Genomic DNA, 23,802 nt, shown 5'->3' with positions numbered 1-23,802 from the left:
GTTCTCTCGCCGCAACGCTTGCTTCAGATGTCACGCGGGCGCTACAGCACGGCGCCGCCGTTGACGCCGATCACCTGTCCGGTCACGTAGCCCGCGCCCTCGGAGCACAGGTAGGAACACAACTCCGCCACATCGGTGCCCGAGCCCAGGCGGCCCGCGGGAATGGCCTGCGTCAGGTACTCCTCCGGCGGAAGCTTGCCGGCCTGTTGCTGCTCCCGCAGCATGGGCGTATCAATAACGAAGGGCGGCACCGTGTTTGCGGTGATGCCCTTGGCCGCGTAGTCGATGGCGATGGACTTCGTCATGGCGATGACGCCGCCCTTGGTCGCCGAGTAGTGCGCCTGACGTCCGGCGCCCCGCTGCCCCGCCGCCGAGGAGATGGTCACGATGCGGCCCCAGCCGCCGGCCACCATGTCGGGTATCGCCGAGCGCACGCTCAGGAAGGTGCCGGTCAGGTTGACCGCCAGGTAGCGGTTCCATTCGTCCAGGCTGATCTTGTCCAGCCGGGTGAATCCTGAGATGGCCGCGCTGGTCACCAGGATTCCCACCGGTCCGAGTTGACTGCGGACCTCGTCGAAGGCCGCGGTGATCGAGGCTTCGTCGCCGACGTCGGCCCGCACCCCGATCCCCTGGCCGCCGTTGTTGCGGGCCTCGGTGACCGCACTCGTCGCGGCGTCACCGTCGATGTCCAGCACCGCGACCCGGTGGCCGTCGGCGGCGAGCTGGAGCGCGATGGATCGCCCCATACCGGATCCGCCGCCGGTCACGACCGCTACTCGACTCACGTTGCGCACTCCTTCTCGCCGGACGGCCGACGCTGTACATATGTATAGCGGAGCTGCCCGCCGGATACAAGCATCGGATCCGCTGCTGTACGCTCGTACAGTACTACCCGCGCACCCCACCAGCCAAGGAGCGGATGTGGATCTCTACTACGACCCGTGGGACGTCGAAATCGATCTCGATCCATACCCGACGTATCGTCGGCTGCGCGACGAGCAACCGCTCTATTACAACGAGCGCCATGACTTCTGGGGTATCAGTCGTTACGCCGATGTCGATGCGGCCCTGCGTGATCCGCAGCGACTGAGCTCCGCCAAGGGCGACATCCTGGAGGTCGTCAAGGCCGACCCGGTAATGCCGCCCGGGGTCTTCATCAACGAAGATCCCCCGCTGCACACCATCCACCGCGCGCTGGTGGGACGGATGTTCATGCCCAAGAAGATGCGCGCCCTGGAGGACAAGGTCCGCGCCTTCTGCGTGTCCTGCCTGGACCCGTTCGTCGGTGCGGACGAGTTCGACTTCGTCCGGGACCTGGGCGCCGAGTTGCCGATGCGGACCATCGGAATGCTGGTGGGCATCCCCGACGCCGACCAGCCGTCCGTGCGCGCCCAGGCGCACGCGGTGCTGCGCAACAAGCCCGGCGAGCCGCTGCCGGTCAAGAAGGACCACTACTTCGACGGCGACATGTTCACCGACTATGTCGCGTGGCGGAAGAAGAATCCGTCCGATGACCTGATCACCGAGCTGCTGAATGTGGAGTTCACCGACGAGACCGGCACCGTGCGCCGGCTGCGCAGCGAGGAACTGCTCATCTTTCTCGCGGTCATCGCCGGCGCCGGCGTGGAGACCACCGGCCGGTTGTTCGGCTGGATGGGCAAGGTCCTGGCAGAGCACCCCGATCAGCGCCGCGAGCTGGTCGATGACCCGTCGCGGATTCCGGGTGCCATCGAAGAGCTGCTGCGTTATGAGCCGCCCGGCCCGCACGTCGCCCGGTTCGTCGCCACCGAGGATGTGCGCTTCCAGGACCAGACCGTACCCGCGGGCAGCGCGCTGCTGATCATGCTGGCCTCGGCGAATCGCGATGAGCGGCATTTCACCGACCCCGACACGTTCGACATCCACCGCAAGCCGGGCGGGCACCTGACCTTCGGCCGCGGCGCGCACTTCTGCCTGGGCGCCCCGCTGGCACGCCTGGAGGGCCGGGTGGCGCTCGAGGAGGTGCTCAAGCGCTTCCCGAAGTGGGAAGTGGACATGAGCCGGGCCACCCGCTCGCGCACCTCGACGGTGCGCGGTTGGGACCGCATGCCCGCCGTCATCGGCTGAGCGGGCCGCGACGGCGGCGGGTGCCGGCACCCCAACCGGTCGAGGGTGCGCAGAACACGTGAGTTCAGCGGCGTGTCGGCCGGGGACCCGCACTCAGTGTCACTGTGGTGATTGCCGCGTTGCGGTGGTTGGGTTCTTCTCACCTGGTGTCTGGCTCAGACGCGCACTGCTGCTCTTCGGGGTTGGCTAGCGAGCATTGTGCCGATATCAGGTGGGAAGGACCGACCGGCGTGACTTGATAGGAGCGTGGCATCGCCCCCACTGAGATGTGTCCGCCGGCCGGCCCAACCTTCTACCCATCCACATCTGAGGAAAGAAGGCACCTCCATGGTGGTTCTTGGAGCCGATGTACACAAGCGCAGCCACACCTTCGTCGCCGTCGACGACCGGGGCCGCAAAGCAGGAGAAAAGACCGTCCCCGCCACCACCGAAGGCCATCTCAAGGCGTTGGCTTGGGCCAAGACCAACTTCGGTGAGGACCTGCTGTGGGGTATCGAAGACTGCCGCAATCTATCAGCGCGCCTGGAGCGGGACCTGTTGTCGGCGGGTCAGAAGGTCGTGCGGGTCGCACCGAAGCTGATGGCCCACGAACGCGCCGGCGCACGCACCCAAGGCAAATCCGACCCCATCGACGCGCTGGCCGTGGCCCGCGCAGTCCTGCGCCACCCGGATCTGCCCGTAGCCGCTCACGACGAGGTCTCCCGCGAACTCAAACTGCTCGTCGATCGACGCGAAGACCTTGTCGCCCAACGCACCTCGACGATCAACCGACTGCTGGGCCGCATCCACGAACTCGACCCCACCCAAATCTTGAAGAAGAAAGCACTCACCCGCGCCAAAGCCCAGACCGCCATGGCCGCCTGGCTGGCCACCATCGACGGGCTACTCGCCGAGCTGGCCACCGACGAACTCGGTGACATCATCCGGCTCACCCTGAGCATCAACGAACTCGAGAAGCGCATCGGCACCGCGGTGCGGGCAGTGGCCCCCCAGCTGCTGGCACTGCCCGGCTGCGCCGAGTTGACCGCCGCCAAGATCGTCGGCGAAACCGCCGGCATCACCCGCTTCAAAAACGAAGCCGCGTTCGCCTGCCACACCGGCACCGCCCCCATCCCGGTCTGGTCAGGCAACACCGCCGGCCGGGTACGTCTGAGCAGAGCAGGCAACCGACAACTCAACGCCGCCCTCTACCGCATCGCCCTCACCCAGACCCGCCTAGCCGACAGCCCCGGCCAGACCTACTACCGCAAACGCATCGACCAGGACGGCAAAACCAAAGCCGAGGCACTGCGCTGCCTCAAACGACGCCTGGCACGAGTCGTCTACAACCGCCTCCACGCCGACGAACAATCACGACACCACACCCACCAAACCGCCGCCGCTTGACATAGGAGCAATGCTCGCGGGGTGGGCGAGCGGGGGTGGGGCTAGCGGTCGGCGAGGATGAAATCCGCTGCGCGCCAGGCCATTGCCATCATCGGGCCGTTCAGGTTGCCCGACACCATGGTGGGCATGACCGAGCAGTCCACCACGCGCAGGCCCTCGATGCCCCGCACCCGCAGTCGACTGTCCACGACAGCCTCGTCGTCGAGCCCCATGGCCAATGTCCCCGTCGCGTGATACCCGCAGTAGCCGCCCTCCAGCGCGGCGTCGACCAACTCCTCGTCGCTGCGGATCTCGGGCCCCGGGTAGGTCTCGTGGCTGATCCGCTCGGCGATCGGAGACTGCTCGAAGATGCTGCGCATCCTGCGCAGCAGATTCGCGGTGGCCGCGCGGTCGTCGTCGGTGCCCAGGTAATTCGGGTCGATCCGCACGGGCGCAGCGGGGTCGCCGGAGGTGATCTCGAGCGAGCCCACCGACGTCGGTCGCAGGACCATCCCCAGGCACGAGGCCCCGGGTTGACGTTCGATCGCGACCGGGTCACCGGTGTTGTAGGTCGGTATCGTCCAGGGCCCCATCATGACTTGGGCGTCGGGGCGGTCCGCCGCCGGGTCGGTCTTCAGGAACGCCACGATGTCGAAGGCCGGCGCGGCCAGTGGCCCCTTGCGCGTCGCGAGGTACCGGACCCCGGTGAGCGCCTGCGCGACGCTTCCGGAGATCTGCTTGTTGTAGCCCAGATCCTCGTTGAGGCGGAACCGCAGTGCGGCACAGCGGTGTTCGCGTAGGTTGCGGCCGACGTTGGCGCGCTCGAGGTACAGCCCGACCCCCGCGGCGGCCAATACCTCCCGAGGCCCCACACCGGACAATTGCAGCAGCTTCGGACTGTTGAGGCTGCCGAGTGCCAGGATCACCTCCCCGGTGGTCCGCACCTCGGAGGCCTTCCCCTTGTGCATGACCTGGACGCCGACGGCCCGGCCGTTCTCGAACAGCACCCGCTGCGCGATGGTCCGGGTGGCGACGGTGAGGTTCGGTCGGCGACGGGCCGGCTTGAGGAACGCGGTCGCGGCACTGACCCGGCGGCCGTCCTTGATGTTCGAGGTGGTGAAGCCGATCCGCTCCTCGTCGGATTCGTTGAGGTCCTGCACGCGGGTCAGGCCGGCCGCGGCCCCGGCGGCGACCATCTCCTCGCAGAGCGGGTCGGGCTCGCGCGGGACCGAGATGTGCAGCGGCCCACCGGCACCGCGCGTGGGCGACGGGCCGAACTGGCTGTCCTCGAACCCCTTGAAGATGGGCAGCATCTCCTCCCAGCCCCAGCCCTTGTTGCCGAGGCGTTCCAGGCCGTCGTAGTCGGCTCGGTGGCCGCGGTTGTAGACCATCCCGTTGATGGAGCTGGAGCCGCCGAGCACCTTGCCCCGCAGCCATTGCTCGACATGCGCGTCGGGCCCGAACGGCTGAGTTTCGTAGTGCCACATGTATTTATCGTTCTCGAACAGCATGCCCGCACCCTTGGGGATGGTGAAGAACGGGTTGCGGTCCAGCCCGCCGGCCTCGAGCAGCAGCACCTGCGCATCCGGGTCGGCGCTCAGCCGGTTGGCCAGGACGCAGCCGGCGGAACCGGCGCCGACGATGATGTAGTCGAAGCTCATGCTGTACGAGTGTACGGCAGAGGTGCCCCAAAAACAGCGCGAGCGGCCACCGAGGTACAGATCCGCGAAGATTTCTGTACCTGGGTGGCCGCTCGCGGCCGGTTCGCGATTATGCCCGGGGCAGACCCAGCACCCGCTGGGCGATGATGCTGCGCTGGATCTCCGAGGTTCCGCCGGCAATGGTGCCGCCGAAGCTACGGGCGTAGCGCTCGAACCAACTCGTCGTCGGTGCGTCCTCGCCGAAGGGGGCGAACGGCGCCGTCGACATCGGGTGGCTCAACCCGTCAGAACCCGCGGCCTCCAACGCATTCCCCACCGCGTTCTGGAACGCCTCGGAGCCGAACAGCTTGAGCACCGACAGGGCCGCCACGTCCTGCTCGCCGCGGGCCTCGCGCGCCACCGCGACCGAACCCAGCAACCGCAGCGCCTGGGCGTCCATGTACAGCGTGGCGTACTGGTCCCGCTCCAGCGGCGTCTTCGGCCGGAAGTCGGTGATCAGCTGCTCGAGCCAGTCGGCGTAGCTGAGCCACAGCAGCGTGCGCTCGTGGCCGAGCGAGCCGTTGGCCACCTTCCAACCCTCGTTGAGCGGGCCGATCAGGTTCTCCGCGGGCACCCGCGCATCGGTGAAGAACACCTCGTTGAAGTCGAGATCCTCACGGCCGCAGATGGAGGCGAACGGCTGGCAGGTCACCCCCGGGGTGTCCGTGGGGACCACCAGCACGCTGATGCCCTTGTGCTTCGGCGCGTCGGGGTCGGTGCGCACGAACGTCAGGACCACGTCGGCGTCGTGCGCCCCGGAGGTCCAGACCTTCTGCCCGTTGACCACGAAGTCGTCGCCGTCGCGCACCGCGGTGGTGCGCAGCGAGGCCAGATCCGAGCCCGCGTTGGGCTCGCTCATGCCCAGGGCCGCGGTGATCTCCGCGCGCAGGATGGGCACCGCCCACTTCTGCTTCTGCTCGTCGCTACCGAAGGACAGCAGCGAGGCCGCGATGATGCCGACGCCCTGCGGGTTGTAGCTCTGGTAGATCCGGCGGCGCGACAGCTCGTCGCGGTACACATACTGCTGCAGGATGTCGGCGTTGCGGCCGCCGAACTCCGGCGGGCTGCCGGGCAGCAACCAACCGTTGTCGAACATCACCCGCTGCCACTGCCGCGCCCACTCGGGAACGTCGGCCGTCGAGGTCGAGCGCTCGGTGGTGGTCGCCGGATCCGGCAGGTGTTCGTCGAGGAAGGCGATGAACTCGGAGCGGAACTTCTCGACGTCGTCGTCGAAGGTCAGTTGCACGGCTCAGACCTCCGCGAGGGCCATGTCGGCCACCACGGCGCGGTGCTCGGCGGCGCCGCCGAGCAGCAGTTCGCCGGCCTTGGCGCGCTTGAGCGCGAACTGGACATCGTTCTCCCAGGTGAAGCCCATGGCGCCGAACAGCTGGATGCCGTGCTTGAACACCAGGGATTGGCACTCGCCGGCCGAGGCCTTGGCCATGGCCGCTGCCAGCCGGCGGCGCGGGTCGTCGGCGGCGATGGTCAGCGCGGCGAAGTAGGACAGCGCGCGGGCCCGCTCGATGGCGACGTGCATGTCGGCGGCCTTGTGCTGGACGGCCTGGAACGAGCCGATCAGGACGCCGAACTGCTGGCGCGAACCGACGTGCTCGAGGACCATGTCCAGCACCCGCTGGCAGGCGCCCACCATGGTCAGCGCCAGGCCGGTCAGCGCGACGTCCTTGGCGCGGGCGGCGTGGTCGCTGTGGGCGGCCGTGACGCGGTCCTCGGGAGCCACCAGCACCCGGTCGAAGGTCACCTCCGCGACGTGCAGCACCGGGTCGAAGACCGGGACGCGACGGGCCGAATACTTCTCGGGCGCAACGACAAACACCCCGGCCGGCGTCGAGACCGCGATGCGTTCGGCGCGGTCGCCGTCGAGCACGTGCCGTGCGGTGCCGTCCAGCACCCAGCCGTCGGCGACGCGCGCCGCGGTCACCCCGTCATAGATCGCGGCCCCGGACAGCTTGGGGTCGGCGGCTTCCGGCGCCAGCGGGTTGAACTGGGTCAGGGTGGCCAGGTAGGGCGTCGGGTCGGTGGCCCGCCCCAACTCCTCGACCAGCAGGCCCAGTTCCACGGTCTCCTCGGCGTCGGTCAGCTCGGTCCAACCGTTGGCCACGTAGGACTTCCACAGCGGGGCCGAGGCGTCCTGCGCGTCGTCCCCCTCGGCAATGGCGCGTACCAGGGACGCGGGGCACTCCTTGGCCAGCGCGTCGCGCGCGGTGTCGCGCCACAACCGCTGGTCGGAATTCAGCTCCAGCAGCATGGGCCGCCCTTCCTCGTCAAAGTGTGATGTCGCGATAGTTTCGCGTTCGGAGAATAGCATTCTCCACATCAGCGAGTAAGAATCTCATAAAGCGGCCTCGCGACGTCCCATCGCGGGTAGTTCGTCCGGTACAGTTCTTGCATGCACTTTCCACAGGGCCGCAGGTCGGTAGCCCGATGAGCAGTCCCAGCGAAGAGCCCGCGTGGAAGCAGCGTGCCGTCGAGCGGTCCATCAAGACCGCGAAGTTGCGTGCCGCCCAGCGCGTGCAACGCTTCCTCGACGCCGCCCAGGCGATCATCACCGAGAAGGGCAGCACCGACTTCACGGTCCAGGAAGTCGTCGACCGCTCCCGGCAGTCGCTGCGCAGTTTCTACCTCCAGTTCGACGGCAAGCATGAACTGCTGCTCGCGCTCTTCGAGGATGCGCTGAGCCGCGCGGCCGACCAGATCCGCGCCGCCACGTCCGGTCAGGCCGACCCGTTGGACCAGCTCAAGGTGGCAATCGAGCTGCTGTTCGAGCTGTCCCGGCCGGACCCGACCGCCAAGCGACCGCTGTTCACCGACTTCGCGCCGCAACTGCTGATCTCGCATCCCAACGAGGTCCGGGTGGCGCACGCCCCGCTGATTTCGTTGTTCACCGAACTGATGGAGGCCGCCGAGGCGGCCGGCCGGCTGCGCGCCGGAGTCAACGCGCGACGGATGGCCGCGATGACGATGCAGACGGTGATGTTCACCGCGCAGTCCAGCGCCCCGGCCGACGACGAGGCCGTCAACCCCATCGCCGCCGAGGAAGTCTGGGCGTTCTGCGCCCACGGATTCGCCGCCGAGTAGCGGCAGAACCGCGTTCTCTGTGGTCTAGAACCACGCTTACAGCGATTGTGTCCCACGTCTCGAAAACCGTCGAACGCCGACGGCGGTCAGCGACACGCCCGACCGGATCCGAGATTCTCAACCAAGTCGTCAGCCCCGCTTGTCGGTGAGCCCCGCCAACACGTCGGCAGCCGAGTACGCGTCGGTGCTGCCGTCGGCGACCGCGGCGGCCAACCGCGCGAGGTCCGGATGGCGTTGCAGTCGGCTCTGCGCCAATGACAAGATCTGCGCGCGCGCCCGGGCCGTCCGGCGCTCCGGGGTGTCCGCGCGGTGGTGCGCCTCGATGGCCTCCACCACCTCCGGCAGCCCCTCCCCCTGTGCCGCAACGAGTTTGAGGATCGGCGCGGACGTCTCGGCATGCAGATCGCGGACCGTCTGATCGGCGCCGTCGCGGTCGGCCTTGTTCACCACCACCAGATCGGCGACCTCCAACAACCCGGCCTTGGCGGCCTGGATGGCGTCGCCGGCGCCCGGGTTGAGGATGACCACCGTCGGGTCGGCGACCGCGGAGATCTCGACCTCGGACTGACCCACGCCGACGCTCTCCAGGAAGATCAGCCCGTAATCGAGGGCCGCGAGCAGCCGGATCGCGGCCGGCACCACCGCGGCCAGGCCGCCGAGGTGCCCGCGGCTGGCCACCGAGCGGATCAGCACCTGGGGGTCGTTGATATGGGCGACCATGCGGATCCGGTCGCCCAGCAGCGCCCCGCCGCTGTAGGGCGAGGACGGGTCGACGGCCAGTACCGCCACCCGCACCCCGCGCTCGCGGTACGCCCCGACCAGCGCGCCGACCGTCGTCGACTTCCCGGCCCCGGGCGGGCCCGTGATCCCCACGACGCGCGCCGGCGCCGACTCGAACTGCTCGAGCACGGTCAGGGTCTCGGCGCGGCGCGGGCCCTCGACCAGGCTCAGCAGCCGACCGGCCGCGCGGATGGAGCCCGCTTTGGCCGACTTGATCAACTCGGTGGTGGCGGGGAGTTCGCGGGTCACAACCATGGATTATCTGTCCTTGCGCCGGAGGGTCGCCCCCAATCCTAGGAGAGGCGTATTCTCGTCATCCGAGAGCCCGAATTTCACGAAGGGAAACGGTATGCAAATCCAGGGGACCTCGGCGATTGTCGTGGGCGGCGCCGGTGGACTCGGCGAGGCCACGGTCCGCCGGCTGCACGGCGCCGGCGCCAAAGTGGTGGTTGCCGACATGGCCGACGACAAGGGTAAGGCGCTGGAGTCCGAACTCGGCGTGCGCTACGTCCGCACCGACGCCACCAGCGAGGAGAGCGTGCTGGCCGCGCTCGCCGAGGCCGAAGCCCTGGGGCCGCTGCGCATCTCGGTCGACACCCACGGCGGCCCGGCCGCCGGCGGTCGGCTGATCGGCAAGGACGGCAGCCCGCTGGGCCTCGACGGTTTCAAGACCACCATCGAGTTCTACCTGACGGCGGTGTTCAACGTGATGCGGCTGTCGGCCGCCGCGATCGCCAAGCAGGAACCGCTGGACGAGGGGCAGCGCGGGGTCATCATCAACACCGCGTCGGTCGCCGGCTACGAGGGGCAGATCGGGCAGCTCCCCTATTCGGCGGCCAAAGGCGGCGTGATCGGCATGACTCTGGTTGCCGCGCGCGACCTTTCGCCGCTGGGCATCCGGGTGGTCACCATCGCCCCGGGCACCATCAACACCCCCGCCTACGGGCAGGCCGCCGATCAGCTGGAGGCCTACTGGGGGCCGCAGGTGCCGTTCCCCAAGCGGATGGGCCGCTCGGTCGAGTACGGGCAGCTCGCGGCGTCGATCATCGAGAACGACTACCTCAACGGCGAGGTGATCCGCCTCGACGGCGCCCTGCGCTTCCCGCCCAAGTAGCCCTGCGACTTCGGCGTGATCTCCCACGGTGAGCGTGGGAGATCACGCCGAAATCACTACTTCTTGATGAGGCCGTCGACGATGCGGTTGAAGTCCGCGGTCCCGAACGACACGTACTCGCTGAGGTTGGCGTAGTCCAGCGACGCCATCACCGAACGCTCGAGCTGGATGTTCATCAGCCGCTTGGTGGCCTCGACGGCCTGCTGCGGCAACTCCAGGATCTTCTTGGCGCAGGCGATGGCCTCGCTGAGCGGGTCGGCCACCACGTGGTTGGCCATGCCCAGCTCGAGGGCCCGCTGTGCGGTGATCTTCGTTGCGGTCAAGGCGAACTCCTTGGCCTGCAGGAAGCTGATCTGGCTGGGCCACACCAGCGGACCGCCGTCGGCGGCCACCAGACCGATCTGCACGTGCGGGTCCGCGAAGTGCGCGGTCTCGGCCATGTAGACGATGTCCGACATGCCGGCCAGGCTGCAGCCCAGGCCGACGGCGGGCCCGTTGACCGCGGCGATGACGGGGATGCGGCAGCGGATCATGCCGATCACCAGGTCGCGGCCGTGCTTGATGGTCTTGGTGCGCAACGCCTCATCGTTGCGCAGCTCGTCGAGGTAGTTGAAGTCACCGCCGGCCGAGAAGGCCCGGCCGGCCCCGGTGAGCACCGCCACGCGCGCCTCGGCGTCCTCGTTGAGCGCCTCCCACAGGTGCGCCAGTCCGACGTGCAACGCGTCGTTGACGGCGTTGAGGGCATCGGGCCGGTTCAGCGTGATGATCCGCAGCGGGCCGTCGGCCTGGACGTCGATTTCTGCTGGCATTCCATACATTTCAGACTCCCAATCCCAGGATGCGCGAGGCGATGATGTTCTTCTGGATCTGCGACGTGCCGCCCATGACGCTCTGGGCGCGGCTGTACATGTAGGCGCCCAGCATCTCCTCGTCGTCGGTGCCGGCGACGTCCAGCGCGGCGTGCCCGACGGTCTGCTCGACCCAGGTCATCAGCAGCTTGTCGATGGATCCGTTGGGCCCGTGCGACAACCCGTCGAGCTGTTCGGAGAGCCGACGGCGCACGTGGTGGGTGAGCATCTCCACCTCGACGGCCGCCCACACGAGTTCCTCCGACGGGTTCTCGGTGCGCTTGGCCAGCGACCGCACGATCTTGTCGTAGCGCGCCGCGAAACCCAGCGTCGACGGTTCCCGCTCGTGGCTGACCACCGTCATCGCCAGCGGCCACCCCTCACCGGGGGCGCCGACCATGTTCTCGACGGGGACCTTGACGTCCTCGAAGCTGACCTGACCGAACTCCTTGGTGACGCCGCTGATCATCTGCAGCGGACGCTGTTCGATGCCCGGCTGGTGCATGGAGCAGATGAATGCCGAGATGCCGCGGTGCCGTTTGGCTTCCGGGTCGGTCCGGGCCAGCACCAGGCACCAGTCGGCCACATCCGAATAGCTCGTCCAGATCTTGTGCCCGTTGATGACGTAGTTCTTGCCGTCCTCGTCGAGCACGGCGGTGGTGGTCAGCGACGCCAGGTCGGAGCCGGCGCCGGGTTCGGAGAAGCCCTGGCACCAGCGCTCGGTGCCGTCGATCATCCCGGGCAGGAAGCGCTGCTGGATCTCCTTGCTGCCGTGGTGCCCGAGGCCGACGACGAGGTACCCGAGGCTGGGCCGCGCCGGGGCGCCGGCCCGCGCCAGTTCTTCGTCGAGGATGACGTCGTAGACCGGCGGCAACTCCTGGCCGCCGTACTCCTTGGGCCAGGACAGCCCGAAGAACCCGCCCTTGTACAGGGCGCGGTGCCACTCGCCGGCCTTGGCCCAGTACTCGTCACCGGAGGTCGGAAATTCCTTGGCGTGCACGGCCAGCCACTCCCGCAGGCGCTGCCGGAACGCCGCTTCCTCGGCGGAATCACGAAAGTCCAAGATCGATGTCCTCCCACTTGACGGGCCACAGTTCGGTAGAGGTCAGCGCCCGGCGCAGGTACACGTGCGCCAGGCATTCCCAGGTGTTGCCGATACCGCCGTGCACCTGAATCGAGGTCTCACAGACGGTGCGGGCGCTGCGCGCGCAGTACAGCTTGGCCACCTTGGCCGCGCGCACCGCTTCCGCGGCGGGCAGTTCGTCGACGGCCCAGGCGGCATGCCGCAGCACGCTCACCGCACCCTCGGTGAGCGTCAGGCTCTCGGCCAGCAGGTGCGCGACGGCCTGATACGAGCCGATCGTATTGCCGTACTGCTCACGGATTTTCGCGTACTCGACGGCCAGGTTCAACGCGCCGCGGGACACCCCGACCAGGTCGGCGGCGGTGACGACCAGCGCCAGCGCGTACCAGCGCTGCGCCTCCTCGTCGGTGATCGAACCCACGGACTCGGCCGCGCCCACCTCGGCGCGGGCGCGGGTCAGATCCGCGTTCGCGACGGTCCCGGCGAGGTCGGCGCCCAGCACGGTGGCGCCGTCGAGTGCCAGGGCCCGGGTGCTCCCGCGCGCGTCGACCGCGCGGCCGTCGATGGCCACCGTGGCCGTGGCGGCGTCCACGCCGTCGAGGCGGCGGGCCAGGTCGTCGGCCAGCACCGGTCCTAGGAACGGCGCGTCCACCAGACCGCGGCCGAACTCCTCGGCGACGATCGCGACCTCCACCCCGGAGGCCTCGTCGGACCGCAGCGAACGCCAGCCGGTGACGGCAATCTGCTTGTCCAGCCGGGTGATTCGACCGTCGTCGTCGAGCTCGGCGACCGAACCCGGTCCGAGGTCATCGGCAAGCTTGGCAGCGGCATCACGCAGCTGCTGTTGCTCAGTTGTCAGACGTACATCCATGGCGCTCCTTCAGCACGCGACGCAGCACCTTGCCCGAGGGCAGGCGCGGAATCTCTGGCACGAAAACAATTTCGGTGGGACGTTTGTAGGACGCCAGCGTGTCCCCGACCAACGAGATCAACTCCTCGGCGGGCACATTCTGGTTGGTGGCGACGGCGGCCACCACGGACTCGCCGTCGGCCGGGTGCGGCACGCCGAACACGGCGCAGTCGCTGACCGCCGGATGCCCGTGCAGCACCGCCTCGATCTCGGCCGGGGCGACCTGAAAGCCCCGCACCTTGATCATCTCCTTGGCGCGGTCGGTGATCCGCAGATAGCCGCGGTCATCGAGGTGGCCGACATCGCCGGTGCGGTACCAGCCGTCGTCCAGGGCGGCCGGGGTCGCCTCGGCCGGCAGGTAACCGGTCATCAGGGACTCCGATTGCGCCTGGATCTCCCCGGTTTCGCCGGCCGGCAGCACGGTGCCGTCCTCGAGGGACACCACCCGCAGCCGCACGCCGGGTGCGGCGCGTCCGACGGTGTCCAGGGGCCCGTCGCGCAGATCGTTGCAGGCCAGCACCGGCAGCTCGCTGGCGCCGTAGGCGGTGGTCCAGCCGACGCCGGTGCGACGGGTCACCTCTTCGGCCACGCTGACGGTCACCGGGGTGGCGCACCACATGAGGTAGCGCAGCGAGGACAGGTCGAACGATTCCAGGTCGGGGTGCGACGCGATGGCCAACGCGATCGGGGCCACGGCCATCTCGACGGTGATGCCGTCGGATTCGATGTGCCGCAGCATCGCGTCGATGTCGAAGCGTCGGTGCAGGCGCAACCAGCCGCCGGCGTCGAGCACGGTGACGATGTTGAGCAGCCCGAGGATGTGCGTCGGCGGCGTGACGATCTGCAGCCGGTCCCCCTCGCCGAGTTCGAGCACCGTGCGCCAGTGCCCGACGGCGGCCCGGAACGAACCGTGGGTGTGCCGCACGGCCTTGGGCAGCCCCGTGGTGCCGGAGCTGAAGACCAGCACCGCCTCGGTGTCGTCGGCGGGAGTGTCGCCGGCAGGGGTGACGGCCGATGCGGGCGCACCGGGGGTGATCGGCTCGTCGAGATGGCGCATCGGCATCAGTTCGGCCAGCACGGGCTGATCGCCGACGGCGTGCTGCGGTTCGGTCAGGGCGAGTGCCGCGGCCACCTCGGCCCGCTTCCAGGCTGGGCTCAGCAACACCACCGAGGCGCCGAGTTGCCACACCGCGAAGAGCGCCGCGACGAACTCCGGCCGGTTCGAGGACATCAGCGCCACGCGCCGGCCGGCCCGCACGCCGCGGGCCGCCAACTCGGTGGCCAGCCCGTCGGTCAGGGCCGCGAGCTCCGAACGCCGATAGGTACGCTCTTCGAATGCGAGAACGACCGGATCGGGCATCGGTCCTCCTCGACAGCTCGAAGTGTCAGCGTCTCCTTTACGACCTGTGGGCCACGGCGGGCTGCAGGCGTCTGACCTGGCAGACTTGAGAAGATGCTATCGCGGTATGAGAATACTATTCTCGTTAGGGTAGAATACACATACCAGTTTGCAAACCGAGGCCCGAGGATGGGGTGATGACAGTTCAGATGTCCAGCGACACCGAGACCACTCCGACGTCGGCGAGCGACGACCAAGGCGGCGTGACGATCCAGCTCGACGGCAAGACCGCGCAGGTGCCGTTGCGCGACGGGGAGACCATCCTCGAAGCCGCCCGCCGGGCCGGCATGACCCCGCCGTTCTCGTGCGAGGCGGGCAACTGCGGCACGTGCATGGCCAAGCTGACCTCCGGCACCGCCACCATGCGGGTCAACGACGCGCTGGACGACGACGAGGTCGAAGAGGGCTACGTGCTGACCTGCCAGGGCACCCCCGACGGACCCGTCGTCGTCGACTACGACTGCTGAGCAGTTTCGGCGTACTCGTCCAGCGTCGGCGGGGGCCGGTAGTCGGGCTCATACCCGTCGATCCGCACCGAGCTGCCCACCAGCCGGTACTGCCCCGCGGCCACCACCATCTCCGGCAACGCCTCCAGCGCCTCGGGTAGCGATCGCACGGCCGCGGCGGGGATGCCCAGCGGCTTGAGCCGCGCCTCCCAGCCCTGCGCGGTGTCGGTGGCCAGGGCGTCGGACACCAATGCCAGCACCTCGTCGCGCCGCTCGGCGCGCTCGGCCATGGTCGCGAACGGCAGTTGCGCGCCGGCCGTCAGACCCGCCTCGGTGGCGAACGAACGCCAGAACCCGTCGTGGGTGATGAACAGCGCCAGATGCCCCTCGGCGGTCGGGAACAGTTGCGCCGGAACATAGAACGAGTGCGCGCCGTTCGGCCGCCGCTGCGGGCGCACCCCGTCGTTCAGGTACGCCGAGGCGTGATAGTTCAGCTGCGAGAGCATCACGTCGCGCAGCGACACGTCGATCTGCCCGCCGCGGCCGGACACGATCTGCGCCAAAAGGCCCAGGGCCGCGGTCAATCCGGTCGAGTTGTCCGCCGACGAGTACCCGGGCAGCGTGGGCGGCCCGTCGGGATCGCCGGTCAGCGCCGCGATCCCGGTGGCGGCCTGCACCACGTAGTCGAACGCCGGGTCGTCGCCGCCGTAGAGCCCGAAACCGGTGAGCGCGACGCAGACGATCTTGTCGTTGTGCCGCCGCAGGGCCTCGTAGGTCAGCCCGAGCTTGAGGATCGCCGACGGCTTCAGATTCACCAGCAGCGCATGGGATTCGGCCACCAGCTCGCCGAGCCGGCGCTGCCCTTCTTCGGTGCCCAGTTCCAGGCAGACGCTGCGCTTGCCGCGGTTGAGGCTCGCGAAGTAGCTGTCGCTGACCTGCCGGGAGATGTCTCCGGTCGGCGGCTCGATCTTGATGACCTCGGCGCCGAGGTCCGCGAGCATCATCGTCGCGTACGGCCCGGCCAGCATGGTGCCGACCTCGAGCACCCGGATCCCGGCCAGCGGGCCCGAACTCACGACACCTGCTTGGCGAGCTCGGCGATCACCTCGCGGGTGCGGTACTTCGAGGCGACCAGCTCGTCGCGGTTGTCCCCGATCGGCAGCAACCGCACCGACAGGTCGGTCACGCCGGCATCGGCGAACGCCTTGAACCGCTTGAGGATCGACTCCTCGTCACCGGCCGCGCACAGATCCCCCACGGTGCGCGCGTCCCCGCGGTCGAGCAGGCGCTGATAGTTCGGCGACGTCTCGGCCTCGGCCAGGATCCGGTCGGCACGCGCCTTGGCCTCCTCGATCTCGGAGTTGGCGCACAGCGTGACCGGGATGCCGGCGACGATCCGCGGCGCGGGCTTACCGGCCTCGGCGGCGGCCTTGTTGATCTTCGGGGCGATGTGCTCCCCGATGGCCTTCTCGTCGGCCATCCACAGCGAGGTGCCGTCGGCGTGCTCGCCGGCGATCTGCAGCATCACCGGCCCCAGCGCGGCGACCAGCACCGGCATCGGGGTCTCCGCGGCCAGCGCGGTCGGGTTATGCACGGTGAAGTTGTCGTTCTCGACGTCCACCGGGCCGGGCCCGCTCAGCGCCGCGTTGAGCACCTGCAGGTAGTCGCGGGTGTAGGCGGCCGGCTTGTCATACGGCAGGCCGAGCATGTCGCGGATGATCCAGTGGTGCGACGGCCCCACCCCCAGCGCGAGCCGGCCACCGGAGATCGCGTGCACCGAGAGCGCTTGGCGGGCAAGGGCAATCGGGTGCTGGGCCTGCAGCGGCACCACCGCGGTGCCGAGTTCGATGCGAGTGCTGTGCGAGGCCATCAGCGCGACCATGCTCAGCAGGTCGAAGTCGTCGGGCACCTGCGGCATCCACGCGGTGGCCAGCCCCGCCGAGTCGGCCCACTCGATGTCGGCGATCAACTTCTTGACCTTGCGGGACATGTCGCCGCGCTCGGCCCCGATCATCACACCAAGTCGCATCAGCTTGCACTCCCCTCGGTCGCGACCGGCGAACCGGTCAGCGCGCGGACATCACGGACGAGAACATCGAGCGCGGTGCCGGTCGGGAAGACCGCCGCGGCCCCGGCGTCGAGCACCTTCTGCACGTCGCCCTGCGGGATGGTGCCGCCGACGACGACGGCGATGTCACCGGCGTCGGCCTCGCGCAGCGCCTCGGCCACCCGCGCGGTCAGCGCCACGTGCGCACCGGAGAGGATCGAAAGACCCACCACCGCAACGTCTTCCTGCACGGCGATGGACACGATGTCCTCGATGCGCTGGCGGATCCCCGTGTAGATCACCTCGAAACCCGCGTCCCGCAGCGTGCGCGCGACGATCTTGGCGCCGCGGTCGTGGCCGTCGAGGCCGGGCTTGGCGACGAGGATCCGCGCCGGATTGTCTGCAACGTCAGTCATCTAGAACACCACCGGTTGTTGGAATTCGCCCCAGACCGCCTTGAGCGCGGACACCATCTCTCCGACGGTGCAGTAGGCGTTGGCGCAATCGATCAGGGCATGCATCAGGTTGTCGGTCCCCTCGGCGGACCGCGACAGCGCGGCCAGCTTGGCCGCCACGTCGTCGCTGTCGCGCTCGGCCTTGACCCGGGCCAGCCGCTTGAGCTGCAGTTCGCGGCCCTCGGCGTCGAGTTCGTAGGTGGAGATGTCCGGTGGCGGCTCGTCGGAGACGAACTTGTTGACCCCGACGACGGGTCGCACGCCGGACTCGACCTCCTGGTGGACCTTGTAGGCCTCGTCGGCGATCAGCCCCTGCAGGTAGCCGTCCTCGATGGCCCGGACCATGCCGCCGTGGTTCTCGAGATCGGTCATGATCTCGATGATCTTCTCCTCGGTGGCGTCGGTCAGCGCCTCGACGAAGTACGACCCGCCCAGCGGATCGGCGACCCGCGTCACCCCGGTCTCGTACGCCAGGATCTGCTGGGTCCGCAGGGCCAGCGTCGCCGACTCCTCGCTGGGCAGCGCGAACGGTTCGTCCCAGGCCGCGGTGAACATCGACTGCACGCCGCCGAGCACCGAGGCCATGGCCTCGTAGGCCACCCGCACCAGGTTGTTCTGGGCCTGCGGCGCATACAGCGAGGCACCGCCGGAGACGCAGCCGAACCGGAACATCGAGGCCTTGTCGCTGCCGGCGCCGTAGCGTTCCCGCACGATCGTGGCCCAGCGCCGCCGGCCGGCACGGTACTTGGCGATCTCCTCGAAGAAGTCGCCGTGGGTGTAGAAGAAGAACGAGATCTGCGGCGCGAACTTGTCGATGGTCATCCGGCCGCGCTCGATCACGGTGTCGCAGTAGGTCACGCCGTCGGCCAGGGTGAAGGCCATCTCCTGCACGGCGTTGGCGCCGGCGTCGCGGAAGTGCGCCCCGGCCACCGAGATCGCGTTGAACCGCGGGACCTCCGCGGCGCAGAACTCGATGGTGTCGGCGATCAGGCGCAGCGACGGCTCCGGCGGCCAGATCCAGGTGCCGCGCGACGCGTACTCCTTGAGGATGTCGTTCTGGATGGTGCCGGTCAGCTTCTCCCGGGGCACCCCGGACTTCTCCGCCGCCGCGACGTAGAACGCCAGCAGGATGGCCGCGGTGCCGTTGATGGTGAAGCTGGTGCTGATCTTGTCCAGCGGGATGCCGTCGAAGAGCACCTCGGCGTCGGCCAGCGTGTCCACCGCGACACCGACGCGGCCGACCTCCTCGCCGTACTCGGCGTCATCCGAGTCGTAACCGCACTGGGTGGGCAGGTCGAGCGCGACGGACAGACCGGTGCCGCCCTGGTCGAGCAGGTAGCGGTACCGCCGGTTGGATTCCTCGGCGGTGCCGAAGCCGGAGTACTGCCGGAACGTCCACAGTCGGCCGCGGTACCCGGATGCGAAGTTGCCCCGGGTGAAGGGGTACTCGCCCGGCGCGGGCGGGTCGGCCGGCGGGTCGGGAGGACCGTAGACCGGATCCACCGGGATCCCGGATGAGGTCGAGGCTGTGTAATCCATCGCGCTCCAGTCGTGGATAGATTATGGATCAGGCTTGGATAACGTACTTCCAAAAAAAGAGAATGCCAATATCGTACGGTGCAAATGACCAAGGGAGAGACATGACCGACAGTTCCAACACCGCCGCGCTGCGCGACCGGACCCTCGTCGTATCCGGCGCCAGCCGCGGGATCGGCCTGGCAATCGCGGTCGCCGCGGCCCGCCAGGGCGCCAACGTGGTGCTGTTGGCCAAGACCGCCGAACCGCACCCGAAGCTGGCCGGCACCATCTACACCGCGGCCGAGGAGATCGAGGCCGCCGGCGGCAAGGCCGTCCCCGTCATCGGCGACGTGCGCAAGGAAGAGGACGTGCAGCGCGTGGTCGACACCGCGGTCGAGCACTTCGGCGGCGTCGACATCTGCGTGAACAACGCCAGCGCGATCTCCACCGACCCCACCGAGACGCTGTCGGCCAAGAAGTTCGACCTGATGATGGACATCAACGTCCGCGGCACGTTCCTGCTGACCAAGGCGTGCGTCCCGCATCTGCGCAAGTCGGCCAATCCGCACGTGCTCACCATCGCCCCGCCGCTGAACATGAGCCCGTACTGGCTGGGCGTACATCCCTCCTACACGCTGTCCAAGTACGGCATGACGCTGCTGTCGCTGGGCTGGGCCGAGGAGTTCCGCGCCACCGAGGACAGCGCCGGCATCGGCTTCAGCTGCCTGTGGCCCGAGACCTACATCGCCACCGCGGCGGTCACCTCGCTGGCCGCCGGCACCGAACTCGCGGCCTCCTCGCGCAGCCCGGAGATCATGGGCGACGCCGCCGTCGCGATCCTGTCCCGGCCGGCCGCCGACGTCACCGCCGGCTGCTTCATCGACGCCGAGGTGCTCACCGATGCCGGCGTCAGCGACCTGTCCCGCTACGGCGGCGGCGACACCCCCATCCCCGATCTGTTCCTGGACGCCGCCGAGCCCAAGCAGTGAAAATCTGACTCTCTTTTTTGGAGAGCGCTCGTCGCCACCCCGTCGGCGACGTAAGGTAACACCGGTTATCGCGTGATCCCCGTCGTCGCCGGCGCGGAGGATATTCTCTTCGACGAATGACCGGGTGGGAGCGTGACGACGAAGACTGAGCCGCCGGCGAGCGCCACCGAACTCGCGTTGCGCTACGCCGCCGGTGTCACGGTGGCGCACCTGCTCGCGGTCACCGAGGTGGTGCTGGTGATGACCGCCCTGCGCCGCGAGACGCTCAACGAGAACCAGGCGCCCTTCACCGAGGCCAACAACGGGCTGATCATCGCGCTGGCCGTGGTGGCCCTGATCGTGGTCACCGTCGGCAGCCTGCTCAACGTGCTGCCGAGCCTGCGCTGGTACGTCGCCGGGGCCACCCCGACGCCGGAGCAGCGGCAGACCGCGCTGCGCATCGCGCACCGCGGCTCGATGCTGTTGGCGGGGACCTGGGCGGCCAGCGGGGTGGCCGTGGTGCTGGCCAACCCCCACGACGCATTCACCGTGACGGTGCTGGTGGGCCCCGCGGTCTTCTTCGGCGCGACCGCCGCGGTGTGCACCGCGCTGCTGCTCACCGTGCGGACCTTGCACCCGCTCAGCGCGGCCGCGGATCCCTACGGGGTGCGGCTGGACACTGCGGACAACGCGCCGGGCGTCATCGCCCGGCTGCTGATGATGTGGGTGTTGTGCTGCGCGCTGCCCAGCGTCGGGGTGGCGCTGCTGATCCTGATCCGCTCGCACGGCTGGATCATCGACCGAACCTCGTCGGTCGAGATCCCGGTGCTGGTGTTGTGTGCGGTGGCCGTGGTGTGGGGGCTGCGCGGCATGGTGCTGGTCTCCCGGTCGATCTCGGATCCGGTGCGCGAGGTCGTCGAGGCGATGGCCGACGTCGAGCGCGGCGACATCCGCCGCCGCGTCGATGTCTACGAGCGCTCCGAGATCGGCCTGCTGCAGAGCGGGTTCAACCGGATGGTGGCCGGGCTGCGCGAGCGCGACCGGTTGCGGGATCTGTTCGGCCGCCACGTCGGCGACGACGTGGTGCAGGTGCTCGTGGAGCAGAACGAGGCGCTGTATCGCGACGTCCGCGAGGTGTCGGTGCTGTTCGTCGACCTGACCGGGTTCACGCAGTTCGCCGCCAACCGCGACCCCGCCGAGGTGGCCGACGTCCTCGACCACTTCTACCGGGCGATCGTCGCCGTCGTCGATCAGCGCCGCGGCTTCATCAACAAGTTCCAGGGCGACGCGGCGCTGGTGGTGTTCGGCGCGCCCGCGCCCGCCGCGGACCCGGCCACCGACGCCGCGGCCACCGCGCGCGACCTGGCCGCCCGGCTGCACGGCCGGCAGCTCGATTTCGGCATCGGGGTGTCGGCGGGCCGGGTCTTCGCGGGGTTCGTCGGCGCGGAATTCCGATTCGAGTACACCGTCATCGGCGATCCCGTGAACGAGGCCGCCCGGCTGGCCGACCGCGCCAAGATCAGCCCGGCGCGGGTGCTGTGCTCGGCCACCGTGCTCGACTCCGGCGATGCGGTCGAGCGCCGGCGCTGGGAGCACGTCGGCGACGAGGTGCTACGCGGACGCAGCACCCCGACCGCGATGTACCAGCCCGTCGATCACTGACCGTCGGTTCACTGACCGTCGGTGGGCGCGACGAAGCCGCCCTGCCAGCTCTGCAGCGCGGCGTCCACGCCGGCCTGCACCGCGGTGCCGTTGCCCCAGCCGGCGTAGTAATGCAGCTGCAGGACGATCTCTTCCAGTTCGTCCTCGGTGAGCTCGCCGTTGATCAGCGCGCCGCGCACCTGCACCTCGATCAGGTCGGCCCGGCCCAGCATGGCCGTGGCGCCGAGCACCACCAGCCGCCGGTCCCGCAGGGACAGGCCCGGGCGCGCCCATACCTCGCCGAAGAGGTGATCGACGGTCATGGCCAGCGCCGGGCTGCGCTCCTCGGGCATGTGGGCGGCCAGCCCGGTGCCGTAGACCTTGTCCATGGTCTGCAATCCGCGCTCGGTGCGATCGTCCGACGGCCGGTCCTCGACGATGCCGAGCGTGTCGGCGGCCTGGTCGCGGGCCACCTCCACCATGGGCACCTCGACGCCGCGCTGGGCGGCCAGGCTCTGGGCCGCCGACAGGTCCTTGTCCATCAGGCGCAGCACCTGCGGGCCCGCCTCGGCGGCGAGTTCCGGGGAGTCCACCCGGTTGCGCAGCCACGCGAAGGTCGTCGCGCCGGTCGGGTCGGCCTCCTCGACCACATCGATGAGCACCCGCGGATCCACCCCGGCGGCCTCGGCCAACGCGGCGGCCTCGTGCGCGGCGCGCCAGGAGCCGTAGGTCAGGACGTTACGCGCGATCTTGGTGGCCATGCCCGCGCCCAGCGGGCCGCAGTGCACGACCTTCTTGGCGAAGTCGGCCAGCACCGGCATGGCCCGACGCACGCTGTCGTCGTCGCCGCCGACCATGGCGACCATGCCGTTGTGGGCGGCCTGGTCACCGGGCGTCACGCCGCAGTCCAGCACGGTCACGCCGTAGGGGCGGCACTCCTCGGCCACATCGAGGACCTCGGGCACCGCCAGCGTCGACAGCAAGGCGACGACCAGGCCGGGACGCGCGCCGGCGAGCACGCCGTCGGTGCCGCGCAGCACCTCGCGCACCTGGGCGGCGTCGACGACGGCGAGCAACACGACGTCGCTGACCGCGGCGACCTCGGCCGGCGTCGGCGCCGCGAGCGCCAGACCCAACTCCTCGGCCGCCTCGGCGCGGATGTCGTAGACCACGGGGATGCGCCCGCGGGCCTCCAGGCTGACCGCAACCCCGCCGCCGATCATGCCCAGACCGATCACGCCGGCGCGCGGGGCGATCCCGCCGCCGATGCGCTCGGAGCGCTCCACGGCGTCCTGGTCGATGTCGAAACCCGACACCAATTCCTCGGGGTATGCAGTCACTGCGACCTCCATCACATAAACTAACAATGTTCAGTTAACTGAAGTTTAGCCCGGCTACCGACCCAAAAGGGACCGTTGGCCTGGTGATTCCTCGCACACCCGGAGGTGAACTGTGCAGCGCGACGCACCAGCGCGGCGTGGGGGCCGGCCCCGTAGCCGCCGCGGCCACGGCGACCAACTGCGCGACGAGATCCTGGCCGCCGTCAACCGACTCCTCGACGAGTGGGGCAGCGACGAGAAGCTGACCATGCGCGCGGTTGCCCGGGAGGTCGGCGTGGCCGCACCGAGCATCTATCTGCACTTCGCCGACAAATCCGAACTCGTGTGGGCCGCGCTGGCCGACAAGTACACCGAACTGGCCGACACCATGCGGGCGGCCGAGGCCGCCGGCGAACCGGCAAGCCCGCGGGAACGCCTTCGCGCCCAGTTACACGCCTACTGCCGCTTCGCGCTGGACAACCCCGGCCGATACCGGCTGATGTACCAGGTGCGGCAGCCCGTCGGCGATCCCAGCCAACTGGGCCACCACCCGGCCCGCCAGGTGACCGGCCCGCTGCGGCGCGTGCTGCGCGAGTGCGCCGCGGCCGGCCATCGGCTCGGCCTGCCGCTGCACCAGTGCGCCCACACGCTGTGGACCAGCCTGCACGGTCTGGTGTCGATCCAGCTGACCATGGCGGATTCGGCGGCCATGCCCAACGCCACCGAGGGGGTGCTCGATCTGGCCGACGGACTGCTGGACGTCCTGGTGGGCGCCGAGGTCACCGACGGGCCCGCGATCCCCGCGCCGACCGAGGTGGAGCGGGTGATCGCCGCCTCCGTCGTCGACGAGGCGCCGCGCTGATCGGCGCCGGGTTCACCGCGGCCGCCCGGGCCCCGCACATCGAACGACGAACATCGAACGGCCCGGTCCCTTATCCAGGGACCGGGCCGTTCCCGAGGCAAGTCTGGCCCGAGCATGATTCCCACCCGAGGCGCGACTCAAACC

At 69.3% G+C, this 23,802-nt stretch carries 22 protein-coding genes; 8 read left to right on the top strand and 14 right to left on the bottom strand.

Annotation, left to right across the window (positions count from 1 at the left end; genetic code table 11):
• Positions 1–41: 41 nt before the first annotated feature.
• Positions 42–785, bottom strand: coding sequence for an SDR family NAD(P)-dependent oxidoreductase (locus tag EL338_RS06740; RefSeq protein ID WP_126333019.1), 744 nt, complete (start codon positions 783–785; stop codon positions 42–44).
• Positions 786–921: 136 nt separating this feature from the next.
• Between EL338_RS06740 and EL338_RS06735 the strand changes: the two genes are divergently transcribed.
• A complete protein-coding gene (locus tag EL338_RS06735) occupies positions 922–2,106 on the top strand; it encodes a cytochrome P450 (protein WP_235666391.1) in 1,185 nt (394 codons plus the stop codon).
• A gap of 327 nt (positions 2,107–2,433) precedes the next feature.
• On the top strand, positions 2,434–3,492 hold the full coding sequence (locus EL338_RS06730) for an IS110 family RNA-guided transposase (protein WP_126332096.1): 1,059 nt from the start codon (positions 2,434–2,436) through the stop codon (positions 3,490–3,492).
• Between the two features lie 41 nt (positions 3,493–3,533).
• Here EL338_RS06730 and EL338_RS06725 read toward each other — a convergent pair whose 3' ends face one another.
• The 3 genes from EL338_RS06725 to EL338_RS06715 form a co-directional block, all read right to left on the bottom strand.
• The gene (locus EL338_RS06725; RefSeq protein ID WP_126333017.1) at positions 3,534–5,132 is read right to left on the bottom strand and encodes a GMC family oxidoreductase; all 1,599 of its coding nucleotides are present in this window, start codon (positions 5,130–5,132) and stop codon (positions 3,534–3,536) included.
• Positions 5,133–5,241: 109 nt separating this feature from the next.
• The gene (locus tag EL338_RS06720) at positions 5,242–6,417 is read right to left on the bottom strand and encodes an acyl-CoA dehydrogenase family protein (RefSeq protein WP_126333016.1); all 1,176 of its coding nucleotides are present in this window, start codon (positions 6,415–6,417) and stop codon (positions 5,242–5,244) included.
• A gap of 3 nt (positions 6,418–6,420) precedes the next feature.
• Positions 6,421–7,437 carry an acyl-CoA dehydrogenase family protein gene (locus EL338_RS06715; protein ID WP_126333015.1) on the bottom strand — a complete coding sequence of 339 codons (1,017 nt, stop codon included), beginning with the start codon at positions 7,435–7,437 and terminating at the stop codon, positions 6,421–6,423.
• Between the two features lie 176 nt (positions 7,438–7,613).
• Here EL338_RS06715 and EL338_RS06710 point away from each other — a divergent pair, with 176 nt between their 5' ends.
• Positions 7,614–8,267 (top strand): TetR/AcrR family transcriptional regulator, encoded by a 654-nt coding sequence (locus EL338_RS06710; RefSeq protein WP_126333014.1) that lies wholly within the window; start codon positions 7,614–7,616, stop codon positions 8,265–8,267.
• Between the two features lie 129 nt (positions 8,268–8,396).
• On the opposite strand, the gene EL338_RS06705 is transcribed toward EL338_RS06710, so the two are convergent.
• Complete coding sequence (locus tag EL338_RS06705; RefSeq protein WP_126333013.1) at positions 8,397–9,302, bottom strand: ArgK/MeaB family GTPase; 906 nt, start codon at positions 9,300–9,302, stop codon at positions 8,397–8,399.
• A gap of 94 nt (positions 9,303–9,396) precedes the next feature.
• Between EL338_RS06705 and EL338_RS06700 the strand changes: the two genes are divergently transcribed.
• Positions 9,397–10,161, top strand: a complete 765-nt coding sequence (locus tag EL338_RS06700) for an SDR family NAD(P)-dependent oxidoreductase (RefSeq protein ID WP_126333012.1) — start codon at positions 9,397–9,399, stop codon at positions 10,159–10,161.
• Between the two features lie 56 nt (positions 10,162–10,217).
• Here the strand turns inward: EL338_RS06700 and EL338_RS06695 are convergent, their stop codons facing one another.
• The 4 genes from EL338_RS06695 to EL338_RS06680 are packed head-to-tail and all read right to left on the bottom strand — an operon-like array spanning position 10,218 to position 14,363.
• Positions 10,218–10,979: an enoyl-CoA hydratase/isomerase family protein gene (locus tag EL338_RS06695; protein ID WP_126333011.1), complete on the bottom strand. Its 762-nt coding sequence runs from the start codon at positions 10,977–10,979 to the stop codon at positions 10,218–10,220.
• A gap of 1 nt (position 10,980) precedes the next feature.
• On the bottom strand, positions 10,981–12,072 hold the full coding sequence (locus tag EL338_RS06690) for an acyl-CoA dehydrogenase family protein (RefSeq protein WP_126333010.1): 1,092 nt from the start codon (positions 12,070–12,072) through the stop codon (positions 10,981–10,983).
• The gene (locus EL338_RS06685) at positions 12,059–12,964 is read right to left on the bottom strand and encodes an acyl-CoA dehydrogenase family protein (RefSeq protein ID WP_126333009.1); all 906 of its coding nucleotides are present in this window, start codon (positions 12,962–12,964) and stop codon (positions 12,059–12,061) included. The genes EL338_RS06690 and EL338_RS06685 overlap by 14 nt, the downstream gene beginning before the upstream one ends.
• The gene (locus EL338_RS06680; protein ID WP_126333008.1) at positions 12,942–14,363 is read right to left on the bottom strand and encodes a class I adenylate-forming enzyme family protein; all 1,422 of its coding nucleotides are present in this window, start codon (positions 14,361–14,363) and stop codon (positions 12,942–12,944) included. The genes EL338_RS06685 and EL338_RS06680 overlap by 23 nt, the downstream gene beginning before the upstream one ends.
• Positions 14,364–14,539: 176 nt before the next feature.
• Between EL338_RS06680 and EL338_RS06675 the strand changes: the two genes are divergently transcribed.
• Positions 14,540–14,869 carry a 2Fe-2S iron-sulfur cluster-binding protein gene (locus EL338_RS06675; protein WP_126333007.1) on the top strand — a complete coding sequence of 110 codons (330 nt, stop codon included), beginning with the start codon at positions 14,540–14,542 and terminating at the stop codon, positions 14,867–14,869.
• Here the strand turns inward: EL338_RS06675 and EL338_RS06670 are convergent.
• The 4 genes from EL338_RS06670 to EL338_RS06655 are packed head-to-tail and all read right to left on the bottom strand — an operon-like array spanning position 14,857 to position 18,889.
• Positions 14,857–15,876 carry a CaiB/BaiF CoA transferase family protein gene (locus tag EL338_RS06670; RefSeq protein ID WP_235666479.1) on the bottom strand — a complete coding sequence of 340 codons (1,020 nt, stop codon included), beginning with the start codon at positions 15,874–15,876 and terminating at the stop codon, positions 14,857–14,859. The genes EL338_RS06675 and EL338_RS06670 overlap by 13 nt on opposite strands.
• A gap of 44 nt (positions 15,877–15,920) precedes the next feature.
• Complete coding sequence (locus EL338_RS06665) at positions 15,921–16,877, bottom strand: LLM class F420-dependent oxidoreductase (RefSeq protein WP_126333005.1); 957 nt, start codon at positions 16,875–16,877, stop codon at positions 15,921–15,923.
• Complete coding sequence (locus tag EL338_RS06660; protein ID WP_126333004.1) at positions 16,877–17,311, bottom strand: cobalamin B12-binding domain-containing protein; 435 nt, start codon at positions 17,309–17,311, stop codon at positions 16,877–16,879. Before EL338_RS06660 ends, EL338_RS06665 begins: the two co-directional genes overlap by 1 nt.
• Entirely contained in the window at positions 17,312–18,889 is a 1,578-nt protein-coding gene (locus EL338_RS06655; RefSeq protein WP_126333003.1) for a methylmalonyl-CoA mutase family protein, read from the bottom strand.
• A gap of 101 nt (positions 18,890–18,990) precedes the next feature.
• Between EL338_RS06655 and EL338_RS06650 the strand changes: the two genes are divergently transcribed.
• Together EL338_RS06650 and EL338_RS06645 are read left to right on the top strand one after the other, a co-directional pair.
• Positions 18,991–19,857 (top strand): SDR family oxidoreductase, encoded by an 867-nt coding sequence (locus EL338_RS06650; protein WP_126333002.1) that lies wholly within the window; start codon positions 18,991–18,993, stop codon positions 19,855–19,857.
• Between the two features lie 132 nt (positions 19,858–19,989).
• The gene (locus EL338_RS06645) at positions 19,990–21,498 is read left to right on the top strand and encodes an adenylate/guanylate cyclase domain-containing protein (protein ID WP_235666390.1); all 1,509 of its coding nucleotides are present in this window, start codon (positions 19,990–19,992) and stop codon (positions 21,496–21,498) included.
• A gap of 8 nt (positions 21,499–21,506) precedes the next feature.
• On the opposite strand, the gene EL338_RS06640 is transcribed toward EL338_RS06645, so the two are convergent.
• Entirely contained in the window at positions 21,507–22,817 is a 1,311-nt protein-coding gene (locus EL338_RS06640; RefSeq protein WP_197721921.1) for an NAD(P)-binding domain-containing protein, read from the bottom strand.
• A gap of 112 nt (positions 22,818–22,929) precedes the next feature.
• Between EL338_RS06640 and EL338_RS06635 the strand changes: the two genes are divergently transcribed.
• Positions 22,930–23,658 carry a TetR/AcrR family transcriptional regulator gene (locus tag EL338_RS06635; protein ID WP_126333000.1) on the top strand — a complete coding sequence of 243 codons (729 nt, stop codon included), beginning with the start codon at positions 22,930–22,932 and terminating at the stop codon, positions 23,656–23,658.
• The last annotated feature ends 144 nt before the right edge of the window (positions 23,659–23,802 follow it).

It is taken from the genome of Mycolicibacterium chitae (genome assembly GCF_900637205.1).
Lineage (GTDB): Bacteria > Actinomycetota > Actinomycetes > Mycobacteriales > Mycobacteriaceae > Mycobacterium > Mycobacterium chitae.
This window is presented reverse-complemented; position numbering and strand designations above follow the sequence as displayed.

What these genes read in the sequence shown, in the direction of transcription:
- EL338_RS06730 (WP_126332096.1), top strand. Translation starts at nt 2,434, where the DNA reads ATGGTGGTTCTTGGAGCCGATGTACACAAGCGCAGCCACACCTTCGTC.
- EL338_RS06725 (WP_126333017.1), bottom strand. Translation starts at nt 5,132, where the DNA reads ATGAGCTTCGACTACATCATCGTCGGCGCCGGTTCCGCCGGCTGCGTC.
- EL338_RS06715 (WP_126333015.1), bottom strand. Translation starts at nt 7,437, where the DNA reads ATGCTGCTGGAGCTGAATTCCGACCAGCGGTTGTGGCGCGACACCGCG.
- EL338_RS06710 (WP_126333014.1), top strand. Translation starts at nt 7,614, where the DNA reads ATGAGCAGTCCCAGCGAAGAGCCCGCGTGGAAGCAGCGTGCCGTCGAG.
- EL338_RS06705 (WP_126333013.1), bottom strand. Translation starts at nt 9,302, where the DNA reads ATGGTTGTGACCCGCGAACTCCCCGCCACCACCGAGTTGATCAAGTCG.
- EL338_RS06700 (WP_126333012.1), top strand. Translation starts at nt 9,397, where the DNA reads ATGCAAATCCAGGGGACCTCGGCGATTGTCGTGGGCGGCGCCGGTGGA.
- EL338_RS06695 (WP_126333011.1), bottom strand. Translation starts at nt 10,979, where the DNA reads ATGTATGGAATGCCAGCAGAAATCGACGTCCAGGCCGACGGCCCGCTG.
- EL338_RS06685 (WP_126333009.1), bottom strand. Translation starts at nt 12,964, where the DNA reads ATGGATGTACGTCTGACAACTGAGCAACAGCAGCTGCGTGATGCCGCT.
- EL338_RS06680 (WP_126333008.1), bottom strand. Translation starts at nt 14,363, where the DNA reads ATGCCCGATCCGGTCGTTCTCGCATTCGAAGAGCGTACCTATCGGCGT.
- EL338_RS06675 (WP_126333007.1), top strand. Translation starts at nt 14,540, where the DNA reads ATGACAGTTCAGATGTCCAGCGACACCGAGACCACTCCGACGTCGGCG.
- EL338_RS06670 (WP_235666479.1), bottom strand. Translation starts at nt 15,876, where the DNA reads ATGCTGGCCGGGCCGTACGCGACGATGATGCTCGCGGACCTCGGCGCC.
- EL338_RS06665 (WP_126333005.1), bottom strand. Translation starts at nt 16,877, where the DNA reads ATGCGACTTGGTGTGATGATCGGGGCCGAGCGCGGCGACATGTCCCGC.
- EL338_RS06660 (WP_126333004.1), bottom strand. Translation starts at nt 17,311, where the DNA reads ATGACTGACGTTGCAGACAATCCGGCGCGGATCCTCGTCGCCAAGCCC.
- EL338_RS06655 (WP_126333003.1), bottom strand. Translation starts at nt 18,889, where the DNA reads ATGGATTACACAGCCTCGACCTCATCCGGGATCCCGGTGGATCCGGTC.
- EL338_RS06650 (WP_126333002.1), top strand. Translation starts at nt 18,991, where the DNA reads ATGACCGACAGTTCCAACACCGCCGCGCTGCGCGACCGGACCCTCGTC.